The sequence below is a fragment of the Bacteriovorax sp. BAL6_X genome, assembly GCF_000443995.1.
Classification (GTDB): Bacteria; Bdellovibrionota; Bacteriovoracia; order Bacteriovoracales; family Bacteriovoracaceae; genus Halobacteriovorax_A.
The window spans coordinates 205417-226658 of sequence record NZ_AUMC01000008.1; the positions used below are offsets into that span (position 1 = coordinate 205417).

At 37.7% G+C, this 21242-nt stretch carries 16 protein-coding genes; 8 read left to right on the plus strand and 8 right to left on the minus strand.

Annotated features, from left to right (window positions below; all coding sequences use genetic code 11):
* Positions 1-40: 40 nt before the first annotated feature.
* The 6 genes from M902_RS08375 to M902_RS08400 all read left to right on the plus strand — a co-directional run bounded on the left by M902_RS08375 (position 41) and on the right by M902_RS08400 (position 5330).
* Positions 41-1312 (plus strand): methyltransferase, encoded by a 1272-nt coding sequence (locus tag M902_RS08375; RefSeq protein ID WP_021267281.1) that lies wholly within the window; start codon positions 41-43, stop codon positions 1310-1312.
* A complete protein-coding gene (locus M902_RS08380) occupies positions 1290-2063 on the plus strand; it encodes an SDR family oxidoreductase (protein WP_021267242.1) in 774 nt (257 codons plus the stop codon). The genes M902_RS08375 and M902_RS08380 overlap by 23 nt, the downstream gene beginning before the upstream one ends.
* A 90-nt stretch (positions 2064-2153) precedes the next feature.
* The gene (locus tag M902_RS15905) at positions 2154-3140 is read left to right on the plus strand and encodes a ParB/RepB/Spo0J family partition protein (RefSeq protein ID WP_021267336.1); all 987 of its coding nucleotides are present in this window, start codon (positions 2154-2156) and stop codon (positions 3138-3140) included.
* Between the two features lie 94 nt (positions 3141-3234).
* Complete coding sequence (locus tag M902_RS08390) at positions 3235-3675, plus strand: disulfide oxidoreductase (RefSeq protein WP_021267154.1); 441 nt, start codon at positions 3235-3237, stop codon at positions 3673-3675.
* The gene (locus tag M902_RS08395) at positions 3659-4303 is read left to right on the plus strand and encodes a thioredoxin domain-containing protein (RefSeq protein WP_021267305.1); all 645 of its coding nucleotides are present in this window, start codon (positions 3659-3661) and stop codon (positions 4301-4303) included. Before M902_RS08390 ends, M902_RS08395 begins: the two co-directional genes overlap by 17 nt.
* Before the next feature lies 1 nt (position 4304).
* Entirely contained in the window at positions 4305-5330 is a 1026-nt protein-coding gene (locus tag M902_RS08400; protein WP_021267176.1) for a peptidogalycan biosysnthesis protein, read from the plus strand.
* Between the two features lie 12 nt (positions 5331-5342).
* Here the strand turns inward: M902_RS08400 and M902_RS08405 are convergent, their stop codons facing one another.
* Complete coding sequence (locus tag M902_RS08405; RefSeq protein ID WP_021267218.1) at positions 5343-7709, minus strand: ATP-dependent Clp protease ATP-binding subunit; 2367 nt, start codon at positions 7707-7709, stop codon at positions 5343-5345.
* 136 nt (positions 7710-7845) lie between these two features.
* Between M902_RS08405 and M902_RS08410 the strand changes: the two genes are divergently transcribed.
* A complete protein-coding gene (locus M902_RS08410) occupies positions 7846-9558 on the plus strand; it encodes a mechanosensitive ion channel family protein (protein ID WP_021267364.1) in 1713 nt (570 codons plus the stop codon).
* 3 nt (positions 9559-9561) lie between these two features.
* Here M902_RS08410 and M902_RS08415 read toward each other — a convergent pair whose 3' ends face one another.
* Positions 9562-11868, minus strand: a complete 2307-nt coding sequence (locus M902_RS08415; RefSeq protein ID WP_021267186.1) for a penicillin acylase family protein — start codon at positions 11866-11868, stop codon at positions 9562-9564.
* A gap of 9 nt (positions 11869-11877) precedes the next feature.
* Positions 11878-13281, minus strand: coding sequence for a hypothetical protein (locus M902_RS08420; RefSeq protein ID WP_021267357.1), 1404 nt, complete (start codon positions 13279-13281; stop codon positions 11878-11880).
* Positions 13282-13332: 51 nt separating this feature from the next.
* Between M902_RS08420 and M902_RS08425 the strand changes: the two genes are divergently transcribed.
* Positions 13333-13623: a (2Fe-2S) ferredoxin domain-containing protein gene (locus M902_RS08425; protein ID WP_021267266.1), complete on the plus strand. Its 291-nt coding sequence runs from the start codon at positions 13333-13335 to the stop codon at positions 13621-13623.
* Positions 13624-13833: 210 nt separating this feature from the next.
* On the opposite strand, the gene hemB is transcribed toward M902_RS08425, so the two are convergent.
* From hemB to M902_RS08450, 5 genes are read right to left on the minus strand one after another with little or no spacing between them, the layout of a single operon-like run.
* Positions 13834-14823 carry a porphobilinogen synthase gene (gene hemB, locus M902_RS08430; protein WP_021267355.1) on the minus strand — a complete coding sequence of 330 codons (990 nt, stop codon included), beginning with the start codon at positions 14821-14823 and terminating at the stop codon, positions 13834-13836.
* A gap of 14 nt (positions 14824-14837) precedes the next feature.
* A complete protein-coding gene (locus tag M902_RS08435) occupies positions 14838-15269 on the minus strand; it encodes a SufE family protein (protein WP_021267234.1) in 432 nt (143 codons plus the stop codon).
* 42 nt (positions 15270-15311) lie between these two features.
* A complete protein-coding gene (locus tag M902_RS08440) occupies positions 15312-15563 on the minus strand; it encodes a hypothetical protein (protein ID WP_021267333.1) in 252 nt (83 codons plus the stop codon).
* 30 nt (positions 15564-15593) lie between these two features.
* The gene (locus M902_RS15910) at positions 15594-16493 is read right to left on the minus strand and encodes a ParA family protein (protein ID WP_021267196.1); all 900 of its coding nucleotides are present in this window, start codon (positions 16491-16493) and stop codon (positions 15594-15596) included.
* A gap of 48 nt (positions 16494-16541) precedes the next feature.
* Positions 16542-21161, minus strand: a complete 4620-nt coding sequence (locus M902_RS08450; protein ID WP_040314488.1) for a hypothetical protein — start codon at positions 21159-21161, stop codon at positions 16542-16544.
* Positions 21162-21242: the final 81 nt, after the last annotated feature.

Consider the following 21242-nt stretch of genomic DNA (forward strand, 5'->3'; position numbering starts at 1 on the left):
TACCTTCCAAATTATGGATAAAAGTGCTACATTGCTGTGCATGAATTACCAGCAAATATTTTTAAACCTTGCCTCTATTTTAAGGCCATATAGTCAGCTATGGCAAAAAGAAGTTCTCCAGGCTTGGCGTGCTGGTGAGATTGATGAAATAATTCCAGAAGAACTCATCGCTCCGTTAAGAAAGCTAAGTCATGAAGAACTCTACGAGCTTGACTGCTTAAGAGATTATTCAAAACTTGAAGAAGGTCCACTTAAGTCTCTCTTAAATTCACTAAAAGAAAATGAAGTTTATGAGATCGTTGAAGAATCCCTAATTCGTGGAGTCGACGAACTTCCAAGTTGGGCATTTTTTAAAGTTAAGGGAAAGAAGCAGGATGAGATTCTGGCGATTGCAAACTTTCTAACTAAGCTTAGAGATAAAGAAGGCGACTTCAAGCACACAGTTGATATTGGAGGAGGCGTTGGGCACCTATCCCGCACTCTTGCTCATTACTTTGGCATGGAGATGATAAGTCTTGATATCAACACAGAATTTCAAGAAATTGGCCGCACTCGCCTAAAAAAATACCCAAAACCAGAAGGTGCTAAAGACGTAAATTTTATTAACCATGACTTTAGCATCGACCTAGAGGGAAAAGAGAATTCTCGAATATTCAGCAAAGACTCATTCTCATTAGGTCTTCACACGTGTGGGCCTTTAGCGCTAAAGCATATGCAAGTAGCAAGTAGAAACCAAACAAGAGGGCTACTTAACTTTGGCTGCTGCTATAATAAGCTAGAGCCAAAATCGGATACTAACCTTTCACAATTTGCAAAAGAAAACAGTCCTCTTCAAATTGAAAGCAATAGCTTAACACTAGCAACTCGAGGTCATCAGAGTATGGAACTTGAAGACTTCAATCAAAAAAAGCGTGTGAAATTTTATCGCTACTGTCTTCAATTCTATATCGATACTGTTTACGGAAAAGAGATCGACATCATCCCTATTGGTGATGCTCACAAGAGACTCTACGCCCTTACATTTAGTGAATATGCAATTGCAAAGCTAACTGAAAATAATATTCCAATTAACTTTAGTCCAAAAGAATTTGATCAGTTCTTTGAAGATCATCAAGATATTCTAGAGAAGTTATTTCTAGCAAATGTTGTTCGTTGGCAATTTGGACGTGCCCTAGAGCTTTACCTTCTCTATGATCGTGCTATCATGCTACATGAACGAGGAAAAGAGGCCAGACTCATGGCCTTCTTTAATGAAGTTGAATCCCCTCGCAATATTGGAATTTGGTATCATGAAGCAGAATCAAAATCATAAAAGTATTTTAATTACTGGCGCAACGACAGGTATGGGCAAGGCCTTCGCTGACTACTTTGCGACTCTAGGATTTGATCTTTATCTGCATGGCCGAAACATTGCCCTGCTCGAGCAAAATGCAAAAGAATATCAAGATAAGTATCAAGTTAATTGTGAAATCATTATCAAGGATCTCGCAGATGAAGATGCATGTGAATTCCTAATTTCAAGAATAAAAACACCTCTTACATACCTTGTGAATAACGCTGGTTTTGGAGTCGCAGGAAAATTCCCAGAAACAGATATAAAAAAACAAGTATATATGCAAAGAGTACATGTCGAAGTGCCAATGCGCCTTACTCATCACTTCTTACAACAAAGTGAAAAACTTAAAGTTATCAATATCGCCTCTCTCTATGCCTTCTTCCCAGTACCAAGACAAAGTGTTTACGCTGCTTCGAAAAGCATGCTTCACTCTTTTAGCCTGGCCCTAGGCCGAGATCTAAATGGAACCAACAAACAGGTCATCTCTGTTTGCCCAGGACTTGTCTATACTCAATTTCGTATCAATCAAGGAAAGGTCGAAAGGCAACACTTTAGTGGAATCTCATCAGAACAAGTAGTAAAAGAGACAATGGACGCGCTAGGTAAAAACAAATTCTACATTGTTCCAGGTTTTCTAAATAAAATCTTTAAAATAATTCTAACAATAATACCACACACACTTACGCTTCGAATCATTGAACGTGTTAACACAGGGCGTGGTTACTAAAAATACCTTACATCTCTGGTCAGATATATAATTACCCATTAAAATAGCGTCCACACAACACACAGATTAATTGTAAATTATGAGGACACCATGCAAACAACAACTGTTAATATCCATGATATTAAATTAAATAGTGAATACCTAAGAACTAATACTGATGTTGAGACATTAAAAATCAGTATCGAAAATATTGGTCTAATCAATCCTCTAACAATCAATAAAGAAAACGAACTTCTAGCTGGTGCTAGAAGATATCAGGCCCTAAAAGAGCTTGGAATTGAAGAAGTTCCTGTTCATGTTGTTGATCGCAAATCACTTGAACAAGAGTTAATCTCAATTGATGAGAACCTTGTTAGAAGAGCTCTTGATAAGCTCGAATTTGAGAAGTGTCTTAATCGTGGACGCGAAATTTTTGAAGAGCTAAACCCAACGGCCACTAAGATTGAAGTTGATGTCATTGCAACAACAACAGAGGAAAAGAAGCTTGAGAAGGCAAAAGAAGAGCAAGATCAGGATTCATTTGCTGCCATTACGGCACAAAAGACAGGTCTTTCAAAGAGTGTGATCAAAGGTGCAATTAAAAGAGATGCACTTGCCTCAGAGCATGTAAAGAAAGCACGTCAACTTGGTCATATCAATGCAAGTGTAACTAACGAGATCATCAAACTAGATAAAGAAGTACAAGACAGCGTTCTTCCAATGATCTCAGATAAAACAGTAAAAGAAGTAAAGCAAATCGTGGCAGCTGCAAAGCGTGGCGGTGTTCAAGAAGCCGAACAAGAAATTGAAACGATGGAGCCATTACCAGCGGAATATGCTCACCTTAGAAACCTTTCTAAAAGAATGAATAAGAACCTTACTCGTATTCTTTTAGAGGAGCTTACTTACGAAGGTAAAGAATCAGCTTCTATAATGAAAGAATTAAGAAAGATGCAAGAAAATCTTGAGCGCTTTTTCAATATGGGAACGACTTCTAATCATATTTCATCTGATGATATATCAGAAGAAGTTATTTCCGAGCCTACTATTGTTTTAGATGAAGGCCAGCAGGACTTCAATCCAGAGTACCCTCTTTAGCCCTACCCACTTTACAAAAAATTGACAATATAATGCTTTAGACAGATGACGAATTACTTGGTCATCTGTTTAAAGTTTCGTTATTATATTCAACATGAAATTAGTCAAAGAAAACACCCTCTTTATTATGTGGATTATTGCCGTACTCGCAGCAGCAGGATCACTATTCTTTAGTGTCATTATGGAATTTGTTCCGTGTACACTTTGTTGGTGGCAGAGAATTACGATGTATCCACTTGCAGCGATTTTACTGATTGGTTTTTATCAAGATGATAAACGAAGCATTCTCTACGCTGCTCCATTTATCATTTCAGGATGGGCCATTTCAATCTATCACAACCTCGTTCAACTTAAGGTCATTCCGGAAAGTGCGAGTCCCTGCGTAAGTGGTGTCCCATGTTCAGAGAAATGGATTAACTGGTTCGGATTTATCTCAATCCCAATGCTGGCATTCTTCGCCTTTACAATTTTATTTTCACTATTCTTATTAGAAGTTTATAGCAACAAGGATTTCTTAAATGCAAAAAAGTCATAAAATTATAGCTGCAATCGTTACTGTTATTGCAGTCTTTGCCATTAGTGCAACATTTTACAAAAAACAACAAGCTGCCAAACTCGGATTCATGGCCAATGAGAACCACAAGTTATTTGAACGTGACTACTCTCCTTCTCTTGGACCAGATGATGCAAAAGTTGTCTTAGTAGAATTTTTAGACCCAGAGTGCGAGTCTTGTCGTGCCTTTTCGCCATATGTAAAAGAGATCATGGAGAAATATGAGGGACAGATAAAACTAGTTGTTCGCTACGCTGCTTTTCACAAAAACTCGGCCTATGCAATTTCAATTCTTGAAGCAGCTAGAAAGCAAGGCCAATACTGGCAAACACTTGATTTACTCTTTAAAAGTCAACCAGCTTGGGGAAATCACCACAACCCACGTCCTGACTTAATCTGGAACTACTTAACAACTCTTGAACTAGATATAGATAAAGTTAAAAAAGATATGCACGATCCAAAATTTATGGAATGGATAAAACAAGATGCTGAAGATGGTAAGACGCTTGGAGTTCGTGGAACACCAACATTCTTTATCAATGGAAAACCACTAGAGCGTTTTAGCTATCAACAACTAGAATTACAAATTCGAGAAGAATTAAATAAATAGAATGCATACCTTTGCCAACTCCCACTTTCTAAATTTAATTGAAGATAGTGGGAGTGCATCCCCAGAAAGAGGTTGGGAAGCGACTCACCTTACGGCCAATAACAATCAACTCATTTCATATATAAAATCTCATAGTTATGGTGAGTATATATTTGATTGGGCCTGGGCCGACCTCTATCATCGAATGGGACTTGAGTATTATCCTAAACTCATACACGCCATTCCTTTTACTCCAGTTAATAATAGTAAATTCACGCAAGAATTTGATACGACACTGCTTACAAAATCCTTTGATATGTATCAGAATTTAAAACTATCAAGTGAACACTACTATTTTACAGATAATAGCTATTATTGCCTGAAAGACTTAGGATTCTTTAAACAAATTACGACTCAGTATCATTTCATTAATGATTACGCTTCATTTGAAGACTATCTTTCAAGGCTAAAAAAAAATAAAAGAAAAAGCATAAAGAAAGAGCGAAAGGCCTGCCATTTATATGATATTGAGATCAAAAAGACTTGTGCAAGTGAACTCACTAAAGATCAACTAAAACAGATCTATGGCCTATATTTAACAACCATTGATAAGAAGTCTGCTTATGCCTACCTAACACTCGACTTCTTTCTTGGCCTAAACACCCTAGACAATTGTTTTTTCCACCTGGCCTATAAAGAAGATTCAATTATTGCCATGTCCCTATTTTTTGAATCAAAAACTAAGTTGTATGGACGCTACTGGGGAATTCACCCTCTTCATCAAAGTAAATATGAATTTTTGCATTTTGAAATGTGCTACTATATGGCGATGGAGTATTGCATCGATAATAGACTAGAGGTATTTGAAGCCGGTGCTCAAGGAGAACAAAAGCTCTACCGAGGCTTTAGACCGATTGAAATTGAGTCTTGGCACCATTTAAAGAACCCACAACTTCATCATGCTATTGCAAACCACGTAGAAAACCAGAATATAAATTTAAAGAAATATCATGAAGATTTAAAAGAGCTACTTCCTTTTAAAAAGTAGCCCTTAGTCTGATTAGTTTATTACTATTTGAGAATCTTTATAGTCGATTTTTAAGTCTTTTTCTTCTAAGTCATGTGCCATTATTTCTTTTGACAAAGGTCTTGTAACTAATCGATTAAAGATTGAAGCAAGAGGCCTTGCTCCGTATGCCTCACTATAGCCTTGTTCATTGAGTCTAGTGCGTACACTTTCTGATAAATCGACCTTAAGCTTACGTCCAAGTAATCTTGAATTAAGTAATCGCACTTGCTTATCAATTAGCGAATTCATAATTGAGCGATCAAGTGCATTGTATGTTAACACTGAATCAAGTCTTCCAAGAACTTCAGGTTTAAAGGCAGTCTCAACAACTTTTGCATTTGTCGTCAAAAGGATAATCGTATTTTTAAAGTCAATTGTTCGTCCTTTATTATCTGTTAGCCTACCATCATCCAAAATTTGTAATAGAATGTCGCCAAAGTCATAATGGGCCTTTTCAATCTCATCAAAGAGAATTACAGAATAAGGGTGGCGTCTAACCGCCTCAGTTAGAACACCACCTTCTTCATAACCAACATAACCAGGGGCCGCACCAATGAGCTTACTCACTGAGTGTTTTTCGCTAAATTCAGAAAGATCAAAACGAATTAAATTATCCTGTGTATCAAACAAGAACTCACATAAAGCCTTTGCTGTCTCAGTCTTCCCGACACCACTAGGACCTTTTAGGAGGAACGAACCTAGTGGTCGAGAAGGATCAGTCAGGCCAGCGTGGGCCGAAACAATTGTATCTGCAATTTCAGTTAATGCTTCATCTTGTCCGAAGACACGAGACTTTAAGAAGCCTTCAAGTTGTAAGATCTGTGCTTGTTTTGACTTAAGGATTTTCTCAACTGGAATCCCCTTTTGTCTTGAGATGACAAGAGCAATATCTTTAGTCGCAAGGACCCAGTCGTGATGACAAGATTCAAGCTCTTTTTCAACTTCTGGTAACTGAGAATATTTTATCATTGAAGCTTTTTCATAGTCCTGATTTCTCTCAGCAGCTTCTAGTTCAAAACTTAGCCTGTCTCTTTGATTTTTTAACTCTGAGACACGCTTAAGAGAAAGAACCTCTTCTTCCCATGAGCTCTTTTGCTCATTGAATTTTTTTTCAAGCTCTTCAACTTCCTTGGCCAGTTTTTCATTGTCCTTATCAATTTGCATATTCACTTTCTTTGAGCGAATTTCAGCTTCTAACTCCACGAGTTTTGCAGGCATTGCTTCAGCAGAGAGTTTAAGTGCACTTGCCGCTTCATCAACAAGGTCGATGGCCTTATCGGGTAAATTCTTATCTGTAATATATTGATCAGATAAAATAACGGAGTTGAAAATTGCATCATCAGAAATCTTAATTCCATGATGAATCTCTAGCTTCTCGCGAATCCCCATTAATATTTCAATAGCATCTTCTTTTGAAGGTTCATTTACAGGAACGGCACGAAAGCGTCTTTCCAGAGCACTATCTCCAAGAATATACTTTTGATACTCTTCATCAGTTGTTGCACCAATACAATTTAGTTCACCTCTTGCCAGTGCTGGCTTTAAAAGATTGGCCGCATCCATAGCACCATCAGTTTTACCTGCACCAACTAACTGATGAATTTCATCAATAAAGAGAATCGACGTTGCCGCATTTTGCTTTATATACTTTAAAAGTTTTTGTAAACGCTCTTCAAACTCACCGCGAAACTTAGTGCCGGCGATTAGAGCCCCCATATCAAGAGCGTAGACCGTTTTACCTTCAAGTACATCTGCAACAGTTCCTTTGACAATCATTTCCGCAAGGCCTTCAACAATAGCTGTTTTACCAACTCCGGCAGGTCCAACTAAGACAGGATTATTTTTCCCTCGACGCCCAAGGATTTCCATTACCGCTCGGATTTCTTTCGAACGACCAATAACTGGATCAAGTTTGCCTTCTGTGGCCATTTCATTCAGGTTTGTCAGGAAGGCCGGAACCTCTTCTTCATCATCTCCATTCATAGCAGAACTAAAGGTATTAGGATCGATATTGAGGGACGAAAGAGTTGCGACAATATGTTTTAGAAGGTCAGTTTCAGTTACTTCTTGACGGCCAGATTGAATAGCATTCGAAGATGCTAATGTGAGCCACTTACTAAGCCCTGCAGTAGGTCTTACGTTATCGAGAGAAACTTCCTGAGAAGCTTGAGGCAAGCGCTCAATTTCTGATTTAATATCTTTTAATTTATTTTTTAATGCTCTTGATGAGAAAGAAGAAGGATTCTTTACCAGCCCGTAAGCTAGGTGCCACTCAGATAGTTGAGTATTCTTCTTTTCCACGAGAAGTGATTGGGCAATATCAAGACTGCCTGCAACGATTGAATCGTACTTATTCATAAAAATTCCTCCACGCAATTTTTTGGGTATAAACACCTAAAATCATGAGGTAATTTTCCCCTTCTACTAATAAGATGGGACGTGTTTTATAATTGTCAAGGTAACCAATTTTTTTTTCGAAATAAATGAGATTATTATGAATAAATTTTTTCTAAAACTTTTTCTTGCCTTTATTTTAATCATTAAGTCTCAGGCCTTTGGCCAAAAACTACCTCCCCTCGACTTGAGCTCACCTCGCGCGACCATGAATTATTTTTTAAAATCCATGAAGGCCTATAAGCTCGGTAATGACCAGGGTCTCGATCAAGCGATACTTGCCCTAGATGGCCGTCATATTCCAAATACTGTTAAAGACTTCAAGTTAAAAGATTTCTCGAGAACACTTATTACTGTTTTTGATCGCATCGAATATATTGATGTAAAAAATATTCCACGAAAAGTTGCTGATGGAATCTGGTACTATCGAAAAGAAGTCGTACAAGTAGAAAATAAAGATCACAATGTGGAGATTTCCATTCGCCAAGTACAACGTGATGATAAAATGGTCTGGCTCTTTACTAAAGAAACAATGACATCACTTCGCTTTTATGATCTTTCATTAAAAGGTAAAAAAGTTGCTAAAGATGTCGTATATAGTCAGTCACCGAAAGATCGACTAAAAGAGTACCTTCCAGCTTGGACTTTTCATCAAAGATTTCTTTTATTAAATATTCACTGGATTCTACTTTTAGTCATTACTCTTTTTAGCTTTATTATAGATCGTATTGTACGCCACTATATTGCGGCGAAGACGATTTCAATTCTAAAAAAGAGAAATATCACATTTACAGAAAAGCAACAGAATAGACTAACATCACCATTTGGAAGCCTTGCCTTTGCTTATGTCTTTCAGACCCTGGCGACTTGGATTGACCTCCCTTCAGATGCGCTTGTTCTAGTCGTTAAGGCCTGTGATATTGTCATGGCCATATCCGTCGTATTTATCTTAAACCAACTCTTAACAGTTATCTGTCTCTATCTTGAAGATAAGGCACGTGAAACTGAAAATAAGTTTGATGATATTGTTGTTCCACTTATAAGAAAGACCGCCAGATTCTTTATCTATGCTGTCGGTATCATTTTTATTGGAGATGCATTAGAGCTAGACATGAAGTCAATCCTTGCAGGTATGGGAATTGGTGGTATCGCCTTTGCTCTAGCTGCCAAGGATACAATTTCGAACCTCTTTGGTTCATTCACGGTTCTCTTTGATAATCCATTCACAATTGGAGATTGGGTTAAGATTAACAATGATATCGAAGGTATTATTGAAGAAGTCGGAATGCGATCGACTCGAATCAGAACATTTCACAACTCGCTCTTATCCGTTCCAAATGGAAATCTGATCAACGCAAATATCGACAATCTTGGGCGCAGAAGATTTCGTCGCTTTAATACAACTCTTGGAATCGATTATGCGACACCACCAGAGAAGATAGAAAATTTTTGTGAAAGTATTCGACAAATTATCGTTGCTCACCCAATGACAAGAAAGGATAATTTCCAAGTTTATTTTAATAGCATGGGAGCAAGCTCACTAAATATTCTCGTGTATATGTTCTGGGAAGTGCCAAGCTGGGATGATGAATTAAATGAGAAGCATAAATTCTTACTCGATATTCTGAGGGCCGCAAAAAAGCATGAAATTAACTTTGCCTTCCCAACTCAAACTCTTCACGTTCAACAAGATCCTGGTGTCACCTATTCGCCAGAAGACGTGAATTTTGATCGTTCACAGCAGATTGCAAATGAACTTGCGAGCGACAGATGGAATGCACCTAATCGCTCGTCTAAACTTCGATTAAAATAAAATTTACAAAGGCCTTAGAGTTAATACTTTAGGGCCAGACTTCTTCATCAGCTCAAAGCTAAAAATTTGAGGACGATACTCATCATTCATAAAACGCTCTCTCTGATTATCATAATATGGGGAAAGCATATGGCCAGAATTTCCTAAAGGTAGAATTCCATAAGAAATATCAACATTAGCGAAATCGATAAGACGACGAGTACTAGGACCAGTTACCGGCGTATGCCCACTGTCACAAGAAACACGTCGAATATGATTAATGCTATTAATCGAGCCATTTGCCTCATATGGCCCATGGTTAAATAGCTTTGCAAGGAAATCATTCTTAGCAAAAGGATGAGGCATCGTAAGTTGGTGAACACGCCCCCAACGCCATTGACTAATATCATCACCAAGCTTTGATTTCAAAAATTCAACAGACTCTTTAAATGCCATTGAGATCACTAAATCACGATCTTCAACAGGAGCAGTCTTTTCAATATCCCACCAACTATCAAATGGTGTATCAAGTAGACGATAGTAGAAAATCCAAGAATTAATGGCCTTGCAATACTTAGTGTAGTCCTCTCCCATCTCATCCATTAGAAGTTTACGAATACGCATATTAGTTTCATGAAATATAGAAGGTGCAACTTGCTCCTTACGCGAGTGTCCTTTCCAATCCATAAAAACTTCAAGGGCCTCTTCTTCAAGAGAGTTCATCGGATATTTCTTAACTGCATTATGAATGATTTTCTGCATCTTGCGATTATTTGAACTAAAGCTTGCAGTTTGTACCATCTTCTGAGAATCCATATCCCAGTTTTCACGAAGTTCGAGTGACTTGAGGATTGTATTGTAGCGATTATCAGAATGCCAACCACCACGATGATAGATTCCTTCCTTCATTGTCTTAGGTGCATCATTAGCAGAAACAACAAAACCACTTTTAGGATTAATTTCATGTGGTTTCTCGTCAAATGTATAAGTTCCTAAAATTTTTCGATCAGGAGTTTGTACAAGATCAGACTCAAGAGGATGAGACCTCTTATAACTGTCCCCCATAATTAGTCGAGCAATATTACCATCAGCATCAGCATAGACAATATTTAGGCCGGGTGACTTTACAATACTTGTGGCCTTCTTAATTTCGTCTAAGTTCTTTGCACGCCCTAGCCCATAAAATCCTTCAATAGGTTTATTGCCGTCTTGAAAGAAACTAAAATGAGCGGCGATATTCTTAGCGTCTTTATTAACGGCCTCAACGATCTCATTAACAACCGGTCCTTTTTCACTCCACTTAATTTGAAAATCAATCGAGTCTTCTCCCTTAACTTTTATTAGTGAATCCTCAATACGAATAACTTCAAAATCATCATCTAATTGATAGAGATCAACATCATCTGTATAACTTATAGTTAATCCCCAACCTAGCTTACGATTATGTCCCATGGCCGGAAATGGAATAAGTGGTAGGAAGTGGCCATACATATGAAAGCCTTCTTCTTTATTCTTTATATTTGCTTCATACCAAATATTTGGTGCGGAGAAGTTAATATGAGGATCACTTGCAAGAATTGGGCTTCTAGACTTTGTCTTTTTGCCAGAGATTGCCCAAGCATTTGAGCCTGTAAATGTACCGATACCTTTTAAAAGAGATTCATAGTCGATAAAGTTTGCATCAACGACACGTCTTAAGCGTTTTGAAAAGTCAACTTCGTTATTAGCGAATAGATATTTGAAGTCGCGATGTTTAACCTTGGCCATAATACTTTGATAAGCAACTTCATTTCTTATAAATGGAGAAAAACTATAATTTAGATATACGAAGACACCATATATATCTTCAAGATCAATTTTCTTTGGTTTAATTCCTAATAAGAAAAATTCAATTGGCCGTACATTATTTTCAAGATAGTAATTATAGCCGGCCATAAATGAATCAAGATCTTTTCTAACGATAGGATCTAGAGTCTTTAAAATGCCGTCACGAATATACTTTGAATTTAATGTACGAAATAGCTTATCAACGGGGATGAGATCAGGGCCTAATATTTCGGCAAGTCTTCCCTGTCCAGCACGACTAATTAGCTCATATTGAAAACTACGATCACTGGCCATTGAGAAGCCAAGAGCATAATTCATATCATGGCGGGAGTCCGCTTCGATGTGAACAACACCTTCGTGGTCACGATAAATCTTTGTTAAACCATTAAGTCCATCGATTTTAAGACTTCCATGCATTACAGGGAAAGAGCCTAAGAGCATAAAATAAACACAAGCGCTTATTAAAACAAAAAGGCCTATAGCAATACCTAGAATCTTTTTCATGCTGATCTCTTAATTCTTAAATAGATTGTTACTTTTAACTAATTCAACGACTTCCTCTGGAAGCATATTTTCCCAACCACTCTCATCCTTTTCGATCATCTCGATAACTGTTCGAGACCAGATTCCTGATGCATCATGATCATAACCTTCAAGATCAACGATTAGCTTGTTTTCACGAAGATACTTAACAAGGAACTCTAGCGAGCTATCATAAGTAACATCCGCAAAACTTAAGCGCTTCTTAGAATCATTATCGTCAGCACATGGATAGAGATATAATTTAGTATTTAGGCCAAAAAGTTCACCTAAACCACCAAGGATACCAAAGGACGTATTCTCATAGTGCTTGATATTTAAAATTTCATTTAAGTTATATGTGTTTGTGATAAAGGCAATTTGATTCTTAGCAATTGGTTGCAAGAATTGATTTAATTCGAAATATGAAGCGAAATTTGTGATCAAAACTTTTTGCTTTATCTTTGCAAGTAAATCAACACGAGCTAAGAAGTCAGCGTTATCAATTGATGATGAACGTGAAAGAAGCTTTGACATTGAGATCTCTGAAAGAGTCACAACATTCTCACATTTCTCACTTGTACATAATAGCTCACGCCCAACTTTAAGAGCGTCAACATTACCCTTTGTTGGTGGTCTAAAAGAACCTCTAAGAACAACAAGTGGTTTGCGATATAAGTAATCCTTGATTTGAACAACTTTACCATTCTCATCAAACATCACGGCCGAAGTAAACTTTCTTTTAACAAGCTCTAAAGAAAGAATACGCGGATCAACACCATCAAAAGCAGGGCCTCTAACGTCAATCATATCAATTCTTAAACGACTTGCTGAAAGGTTATCCATTAGAGATGAAACGAGATGAGAAGAATCATTAGTATTATAGAAACAGCTGTGAATCATATTTACACCAAGAAAACCAATGGCCTCTTGTTGTTGAAGATTTTCTTGATCCAGCATATTTACGTGAAGAATAAGATCAGATGGAGCAGCTCCTGCTTCATGTTGAAAACGAACACCAAGCCAACCATGACACTCACCGCGTCCCGAGTAACTTTTTGCAGCAACAGTATCGGCAAAGCAAAAGAATTTCGTTCCTTCTTCTCTTTGATCCTTGAGACGCTTATACATCTTTGAAAATTCAGTCTCTAGCATCGTATGTAAACGACCTTGTGAAACATAACGTCCCGACGCTTCCACTCCGTAGATCGCATCAGAGATTTTCATATCATAAGCAGACATCGTCTTAGCAACAGTACCGGCCGCTCCACCAGCTCTAAAGAACTCGCGTGCAACTTCTTGACCTGCGCCAATTTCTGCGAAACTGCCGTAAACCTTATTATCTAAATTAATTTGTAATGCTTTTTGTTTTGATGATAGAATTTGGCAAAAATCCATAGTATAAATTCCTTAAAATTTTTTAGTTATAATAACAGCTTAGGACTCTATATGGCAAAAGAACACGACACTAATCTCTTTAAAAAGCACATCTTTATTTGCAAGAGCTGCAAGAAGAATGATTGTCCTATGCTTGAAGATGCCATGGCCTTAAAAAGCGAATTAAAGTCTTATTTCAATGAGAAATATGGAAAGGGCGTTGTTAGGGTGACATCAAGTGACTGCCTTGGAAAATGCCGTGAAGGTATCCATATTGTCAGTTATCCAGAGGCAAAGTGGTTTAAGGATGGCACAAAAAAGTCGGCCCGAGACTTAATAGATTACGTAGATTCAAGTATTTAGCTGAAGTTCACAAAAAATTGACTTAGATTTATCAAATATTATCCGATAACGATGATATAATATCCTTAGGAAAGGAACCAAGGAGTGATTATGTGGATTCCTGTTATCATCGTCGGTATTTTAGTTGGTATTGCTTCAGTGAAAGAAAAGCAGGCCCGCGAAAAAAGAGCTAAGGCCTACATCCCTATTAAAGTAAAAGATTAAACAGATTTAGTTTTTGGCAAATTGTACGGCCACTTCTTTAGCGAAATATGTTAAAATCATATCGCATCCGGCTCGTTTAAAGCTCGTTAACATCTCCATTGCTACGGCATCGCCATCAACCCAACCGTTCTGGGCAGCAGCTTTTACCATTGCATACTCACCTGACACATTATAAGCAGCAACTGGAAGATTGGTACGCTCTTTCATCTTAGCGATGATATCAAGGTAGCTGATTCCTGGTTTAACCATTAAGATATCTGCTCCCTCAGCTTCATCAAGTTCAATTTCACGTAGGGCCTCAATTGTATTGGCAGAGTCCATTTGATAAGTCTTCTTATCACCTGCTTTAGGTGCACTATCAAGAGCATCTCTAAAAGGTCCGTAAAATGCCGAAGCATACTTGGCCGTATAAGACATAATTTGAGTATTTGTGAACGAATCACTATCAAGGGCCTCACGAATAACGGCAATACGGCCATCCATCATATCTGATGGGCCAATAATATCACTTCCCGCTTGGGCCTGCGCAAGTGCCATGGCCGCAAGAATATCTAGTGTTTCATCATTTAAAATCTCACCAGTCTTTTCACAAACAAGCCCATCATGGCCATCACTTGAGTAAGGGTCCATTGCAACATCTGTCATGATAAGCATACCAGGGCAAGCATCCTTAATATCTTTAATTGTCTGTTGAAGAAGGCCATTTGGATTCTTTGATTCAGTAGCAAAGCGATCTTTAATTGAATCATCAAGAGCAGGAAATAGTGAAACACACTTAATACCTAAATTCCAAAGTTCTTTTACTTCCCTAACGATAAGATCACGAGAGTAACGATTAATCCCAGGCATTGATGTTACAGGAACTGTTTGATTTTGCCCGTCGATAATAAATAAAGGCATTATAAGATCATCAACAGTCAGAGTCGTCTCACGCATAAGAGATCTCATCGCATGATTCTTTCTATTTCTTCTTGGTCGAATATTATTTAAATACATCTCTAAATTCCCTTTTATAGGCCCATTTGAATTTTAGTTTTAAATGCTAGTGCGTACATTGAAATTTGCTTAATCATACTTGAAAGCCCGTTGGCACGAGACATTGAAAGGTGCTGTCGAAGACCTATTGTATCTAAAAACTCAGGCCTTGTTGCGAGGATCTCATCCGGCGTGGCATCTGAATAAACACCTACAAGTATTGAAACAATTCCCTTAACGATGGCAGCATCACTATCGGCGCGAAAGTAAACCTTACCATCTTTAAGCTCAGGAATTAGCCATACTTGAGACTGGCATCCTTTCACTTTATACTCTTCTTTTTGTAAGTCTTCAGGTAGAGATTCCATCTCTTTTCCACGAGAGATGATATGCATATAGCGATCTTCCCAATCACCAAAACCTTTGAATTCTGAAATAAGTGCGTCAACTCTTTCTTGTATTTGCAAAATGAACTCCTTAAGTCAATATGTATCGGAGTCTAGCATTTTTTAAATAATGCGTGAAGCAAACTCCACTACTTTTTCTATTTGAGCGGCCATGTGGTCAATAAATTTTTGAAGGGCAATGAAAAAGCCGTAATTTCCAACCTGATTCGTTAGCATCGCAATCATTGAATCCATAATATCAAGAAATGGTTGCAAACCAAATTTCTTTACCAATAATTCAAGATAAGTAGCGACACCTTCCACGTCACGTCCTTCGTTAGTTACAACATATAATGGGTTCTTAATAGTGGCCACGAAAGCTCCTTTTTATCTCTTATACTATAGTTATAAAGTCGAATCGTTCCATGAATCAATTAAATTTGCGATTTTATTAAATTGTTCATGAAGCGGTCGATACTCCTTGGAATTATAGGCGTAGATCGACTTTTTTGCGGCCTGAGACTTCACAATCTGGGCCTTATTAAAGAATGGAGCAATAAAGCGGTCATCTCCAGTTACTTTACGAATAAGTTCCTTAATTTCATCAAGATCACTCTCCTCTTGCTTACGTCTAGTGTCCATTAAATTTGGAATATGCGTGATGATCTCAGGAAGCTTAACAATTTCCATATCCTCAATATCTGAGAGCATTCCATAGAAGTGCTCTAGGCCCTTCATTGAAAAGTCATCTGGCCTAAAGGGAACAATGACTCCATCACTCACACAAATACTATTAACAACTAAAAGCCCAAGCGTTGGAGGGCAATCAATAAGAATATAGTCATAGCGTTTTCTAATTCCAGCTTGCTCAATATATTTCTTTAAAATCATTTGCCTTGGAGAACTTATGGCGGCCACACATAATTCAAATCCAGATAACTCTTGGGCCGAAGGAAGAAGGTCGACTCCCACATCAGTTTTTAAAACAACTTTTTCAAAAATAGTTGATGAATGTAAATGCTTAAGCTCTTTTACAGAGTTTAGTAGCAAGTTGAAAATACTGATGCTATTACGGCTTTCATCGTGTCCAAAAAGGTAACTCATATTGGCCTGAGGATCCATATCAATAACTAGAACCTTATGACCTTTGTGGGCCAAGGCATGTGCCGTATTAAAACACATCGTTGTTTTACCAACTCCACCTTTTTGATTAAGAAAAGAAATGATTTTTCCCTTCCCTAAGTCTTGTGATTTTCCAGCACGATTGCGACCAAAGAACATAACCTTCTCCCAAGAATCATTCATTGACTTGATACTTGAAGATTATAGCATAATTTCAAATGTTAGCACCAATTAGTCATACTGATTTGGATCAAGTTCGATAACACAACGCAGACCAATTCTACTGCTCGCCTCAGAATCTGGAAGAAACTCAAATGCATAGACACCGGCCCCAGAAAGACTTTCATAATCCCCACCACTAACCATATTTCCGTTTACTCCATCAGTGTTGTTAAAGATTCTAAAGATCTCATCATCATGAAGTTGAGAGTTAGTTATTCCAGCTGTTGATCCGATTCTTAGCGTATAATCATTAATCACACTTCCAGGCATAGCATCTTCTGTGGCCTTGGCCGCATTAGAAATTGGAATACCAAAAACATAGTTAAAGTATCTAGCACTATAATCTGATACATTCTCAAATAAGTGACTATCAAGCTCAAGATCACAAATATTGTCCCCATCAGAGTCATTACAAGGCCCAATATAAGAATCCATTATGTAATCCCCTGTCCCACCATAGATATCGGCCTTAGTCGAAACGATTGAAGCAAATGAGTAGATATTAGAGTTGAAGCCATATACTGTATTTGAAATCTCAGCCACATTTCCTACAGCATCTTGTACACCAAAAGCTGATATACAGTCTTGTGTAAATACAGAACCTGTATGAAGAGAGCGAATTCCTGAAGAGTTTGTTCCTGGGATAGTATGAATATCTGAAGAACTTAAATTATCAATATCCATATATGATGATTCTAGACCACTTGCCCCTGATGCATTACATTTACTTGAAGAATTAAGTGCAAGTCCCCTTTCCACAACTTCAATATTTGCATCAGAAGTAGCTCTTACATCCCAAGCACTATAAGCGATCTGCTCATCACGATCTGGAAGTTTATAAGTAGTCGCAGCACCATATCCGACAATAGTCGGAGATCCAGTAAGTGTAGTACATGCGTTAGCTGCATTTGCATTTGTAATATTTGTTAAAGGTGGTAAGAAAGATTGAAATGCTACTGCAGAATCTAAAGTATGAGTTGCAAAGTTTTGCCATACCCCATTTTTTACATAGCAAGTACCTGTTGATCTTTCATAGAAAATAGACCCGTCTGGCCCATCATATGCACCTAAGTTCTGAGCAATACATTGGCCATCTGTCGTATCACAACTTGTCTTAGAGTACGGGCATCCCATTTCAAAACGAGGAACAAGTAAGTCCTTTCCAAAGTCATAAATTGAACCAATTGTACCAAGAGCTGAAGCAGTGTCACCAAAGCCTTTATATTCACAAACATAATTACTATCAATAAATGAATCTGAATGCATCATCTCACAAGCTTTCTTATTAACCATCCAACGATGGACGAATGCAAAGTTTTCTTGTGGAGCAACTACTGTTAATTTTGCAACATTATTATTTGTTGTAATCTCAAGTGATTCATTGTCACCAAGCTGATTCGTAAAATTTAAAACAGGTCTTACTTCATAGACATAAGTGTGATTTGGAACAGGTGCTAAACGTGAGTTCTCACCGTTATCAATATAAGTATTAGAAGAAGTAATTAGATCTCTATTTAAAGGATTACTATAGTTGAATGTATGTAGAGGCCCTGCTTTCTTACGATAAATATTATAACCTTGAATTGCACCAGACGTACCAACAGTGAAGTCTTCCCACTCAACACTTACACTTGAGGTCCCATGATATGGAATCCAATTTGTCCCGTCAGAATAAAAACAATCTTCATCCGTAGTTGCACGGTAGCCTGTATTAAATAAGAATTTTCCGTCGTTATCGCTTGCAAGTAATGTCTCTGTTTGTGAGTTAAAGACAACGCTAACAGATGAAGCATCACTTGAATCATATGTAACATCTCCAATACAGCTTGCACTATTAAGATCATCACATGTCGTAGTTGTATCTTCTAGCAGGCCATTAGACGTATAATCGCGATTTACTTCTGAAATATTACAGGCAACAGATTTACTAATTAAAACCCAATCATTTGAAGTCGTTCCTGTTGAGTAGTAACACTGATTGGCCGCCGTACGATATATAGCACCAGCTGAGTCAGGTACGACATTACTAGTTGCGGGCGAAACCGTTCCGTAACACTCTTTTCCACCATCGCACTTTGTTAGTGAATGAGAACATGTAAAGCTAGATTCAACTCGAATACCAAAGTGATCAACTTTAGTTCCTAGAGCTTTAACATCGGCCCAACCGTGATGAGCAACCGTTTGAGGCTCAACTCTAACTTTAAACGAAACAGATGTTCTTGGTGAACCTGTACCATTATCGACAAGATCAAATGAAATTGTCGTTTCCCCATATTGTGACGCCGTTGGGATCATTTTAATTCTTAATACTTCATTAATTGAAATTCCATTATCAATTACTCCACTGGCCATAGCGCCTGTTACTACTGCAAGATCCCCTGCTTCACTATATTCACCATCAAGGTCAGTATCCTTTAAGAATTGAATATTCATTGGTTGTATAAGTACATTATTAGTTGAAACAATATTTTCAATCGTTACCGTTTGAGAAGCTTCATTAATGCTACCACCTTCACTAATAATAACATTATCAATAATAATATCTTCTTTTTCACCTACAATAACATCACTCATAAAGCTCGCATTTTGAACCCCATTATTTGAAGCAACTGCCCAGTCATCTGTGTCAACTGATTCATAACAAAGCCCATTAGTACGATCAAAGTAAACAACAGGATTATCACTTACGTGAGAAGTAGGATTGAAGCTAGGTGCCCCATGACCAATACAATTATTTACACCACATTCAGTACGACCTGCGCGGCGATCATAAACAGAGTAATTACAAATTACAGGAGCATCAGAAGTTTCTTGAACAATAACATCAAGACTTTGTACAACTGACTCCGCACTACTTGAATCCCTAACAACAAATTGGAAGTCATCAGGTGTTCCTATTGTATTAGCACTATTACCGTTTAATGTTTCATATAAACATGTGATAGAACCACCTGAAGAAATCGCACAATCTTTAATTGTTCCCTCAGTGCCAGCAAGAGAGCCTTGTCCTGCCATCGTGTTGATACGGTTTCCACTTCCATCAATAAAGTAAACCGTAAGAGATGACATTGTATTATCGACATCAGAAACACTTCCAAGAGTAATTGTTTCACTTACACTATTCCAGTCTGAAGACTCATTCATAGTGTGAGTAAATGGGCCACCTGCCACAACAGGTGGATCATTCTTAGCGTTGATGACCACATTGATATAACCAGTTGTATGAAAGTCGGCCATACTCGTTAAAGGTAGCGGTGAATCTGAAATTTGATACTCAACAGTAAAGACACCATTTGCATCTCCATCAAAAAAGAGATTACAAAAAGTAGCATCATCCACACTATTAGCGTGGAATGTATCACCAGGAGCTCCTGTACAAGAGCCTTGAATATCTGGATAGCTTGTTAAGTTTTTAAATTTATAACGTAGATCAGAACTTGGAAATCCCATGTAAGAATCATCTGATGCTGTTGGAAAATAAAGCCCTACTGCAGTTTGGGCCCCAGGCGTCCCTGTACTATCTTCGTCTACAGTTACTGTAATAATATTTGCAGCAACTGGCTCATCATCAACTTCAGTCACACGAACTGAAGCAACTCCAGTATTTGAATACTGGCCATTTGCATAAATTTGGTACTCAACCATATCTTCTATCGCCGCATTAAAGTAATCTGTACTAGTTGTAAACGCTAACGTACACTTACCTAGTGAGCAATTACATGAGATATCTGAGTTTTGTACACTTGCATGTACCGAGCTAGCAACACAATAAGTTGCAAAGTCACCATCATAATCAAAGTAGCCAGAGACAGGGACTTCATTGACTTCACTATCGAATTCAAAAGTAATTAGAGAATCTTCACTTACAGTTGTGCTTCTTGTCGCCGCAACACTTGGAGCTTGATCAATATTTGTCACATCAACATATAATCTTGAAACAGCGCTATCACCATCATCATCACTAATATAAAAATCAATATGTGAAGATCCATTAAAATGACGAGAAGGTTCAATATTCATCGAACAAGTACCGCTAATACATTCGCAAGTTGCACCTAACATTTTAATCCCAGGTGTCGGACTCTCCGTCGTATTCGGACCTGTAATCGTAGCAACGATGATTGGATTAATTGTTGCACTAGAGTTTATTGCATTAATAATTTGCAACGAAGTTGAAAAGCCTGCATCAATTTGAACAGTAATTGTATTTGTTGTTATTGAGACTACTTCGGCCCCAGCAGAAACTGTTGGGTTATCTACTAACTCTAGATAAAGCTCTGAGAAGTTCATTGCATTTTGCCAAGTGTTTACCTTTTCAAACGTCATTGAGCCAATCGTTATTGTTTGGTTTAGACCTGTTGAGCTATCAACAATTGTGCATGAAGTAGGTATTCCTCCATTTTGATCTGTAAAAGAAATTGGAAAACTTGTCATGGCATCATCTTCAAGCATAGAAACTGAAGTTGTTGTAATAACCGGTGCCTTTGGAGAAACATCAAGAATACAGCTTCTAGTGATTTCATCAAAGTAGTGCCCATCATCACAGCTTGCCTGCTTTAAAGAATTCATCTGCGGTGTACAGCCGATAAAAGCACTTAAAAATATTGAAATTAATAGTATACGATTCATTACCTTTCCCAAGTATCCCAATAACTTATCGCCAAAATATTCCTTAACTTTAAATAAACACGAATAAACACTTACGTTATT

Bases quoted from the DNA above. Each gene is read 5' to 3' on its own strand.
- M902_RS08375 (WP_021267281.1), top strand. From the start codon at position 41: ATGAATTACCAGCAAATATTTTTAAACCTTGCCTCTATTTTAAGGCCA.
- M902_RS08380 (WP_021267242.1), top strand. From the start codon at position 1,290: ATGAAGCAGAATCAAAATCATAAAAGTATTTTAATTACTGGCGCAACG.
- M902_RS15905 (WP_021267336.1), top strand. From the start codon at position 2,154: ATGCAAACAACAACTGTTAATATCCATGATATTAAATTAAATAGTGAA.
- M902_RS08390 (WP_021267154.1), top strand. From the start codon at position 3,235: ATGAAATTAGTCAAAGAAAACACCCTCTTTATTATGTGGATTATTGCC.
- M902_RS08395 (WP_021267305.1), top strand. From the start codon at position 3,659: ATGCAAAAAAGTCATAAAATTATAGCTGCAATCGTTACTGTTATTGCA.
- M902_RS08400 (WP_021267176.1), top strand. From the start codon at position 4,305: ATGCATACCTTTGCCAACTCCCACTTTCTAAATTTAATTGAAGATAGT.
- M902_RS08405 (WP_021267218.1), bottom strand. From the start codon at position 7,709: ATGAATAAGTACGATTCAATCGTTGCAGGCAGTCTTGATATTGCCCAA.
- M902_RS08410 (WP_021267364.1), top strand. From the start codon at position 7,846: ATGAATAAATTTTTTCTAAAACTTTTTCTTGCCTTTATTTTAATCATT.
- M902_RS08415 (WP_021267186.1), bottom strand. From the start codon at position 11,868: ATGAAAAAGATTCTAGGTATTGCTATAGGCCTTTTTGTTTTAATAAGC.
- M902_RS08420 (WP_021267357.1), bottom strand. From the start codon at position 13,281: ATGGATTTTTGCCAAATTCTATCATCAAAACAAAAAGCATTACAAATT.
- M902_RS08425 (WP_021267266.1), top strand. From the start codon at position 13,333: ATGGCAAAAGAACACGACACTAATCTCTTTAAAAAGCACATCTTTATT.
- hemB (WP_021267355.1), bottom strand. From the start codon at position 14,823: ATGTATTTAAATAATATTCGACCAAGAAGAAATAGAAAGAATCATGCG.
- M902_RS15910 (WP_021267196.1), bottom strand. From the start codon at position 16,493: ATGAATGATTCTTGGGAGAAGGTTATGTTCTTTGGTCGCAATCGTGCT.
- M902_RS08450 (WP_040314488.1), bottom strand. From the start codon at position 21,161: ATGAATCGTATACTATTAATTTCAATATTTTTAAGTGCTTTTATCGGC.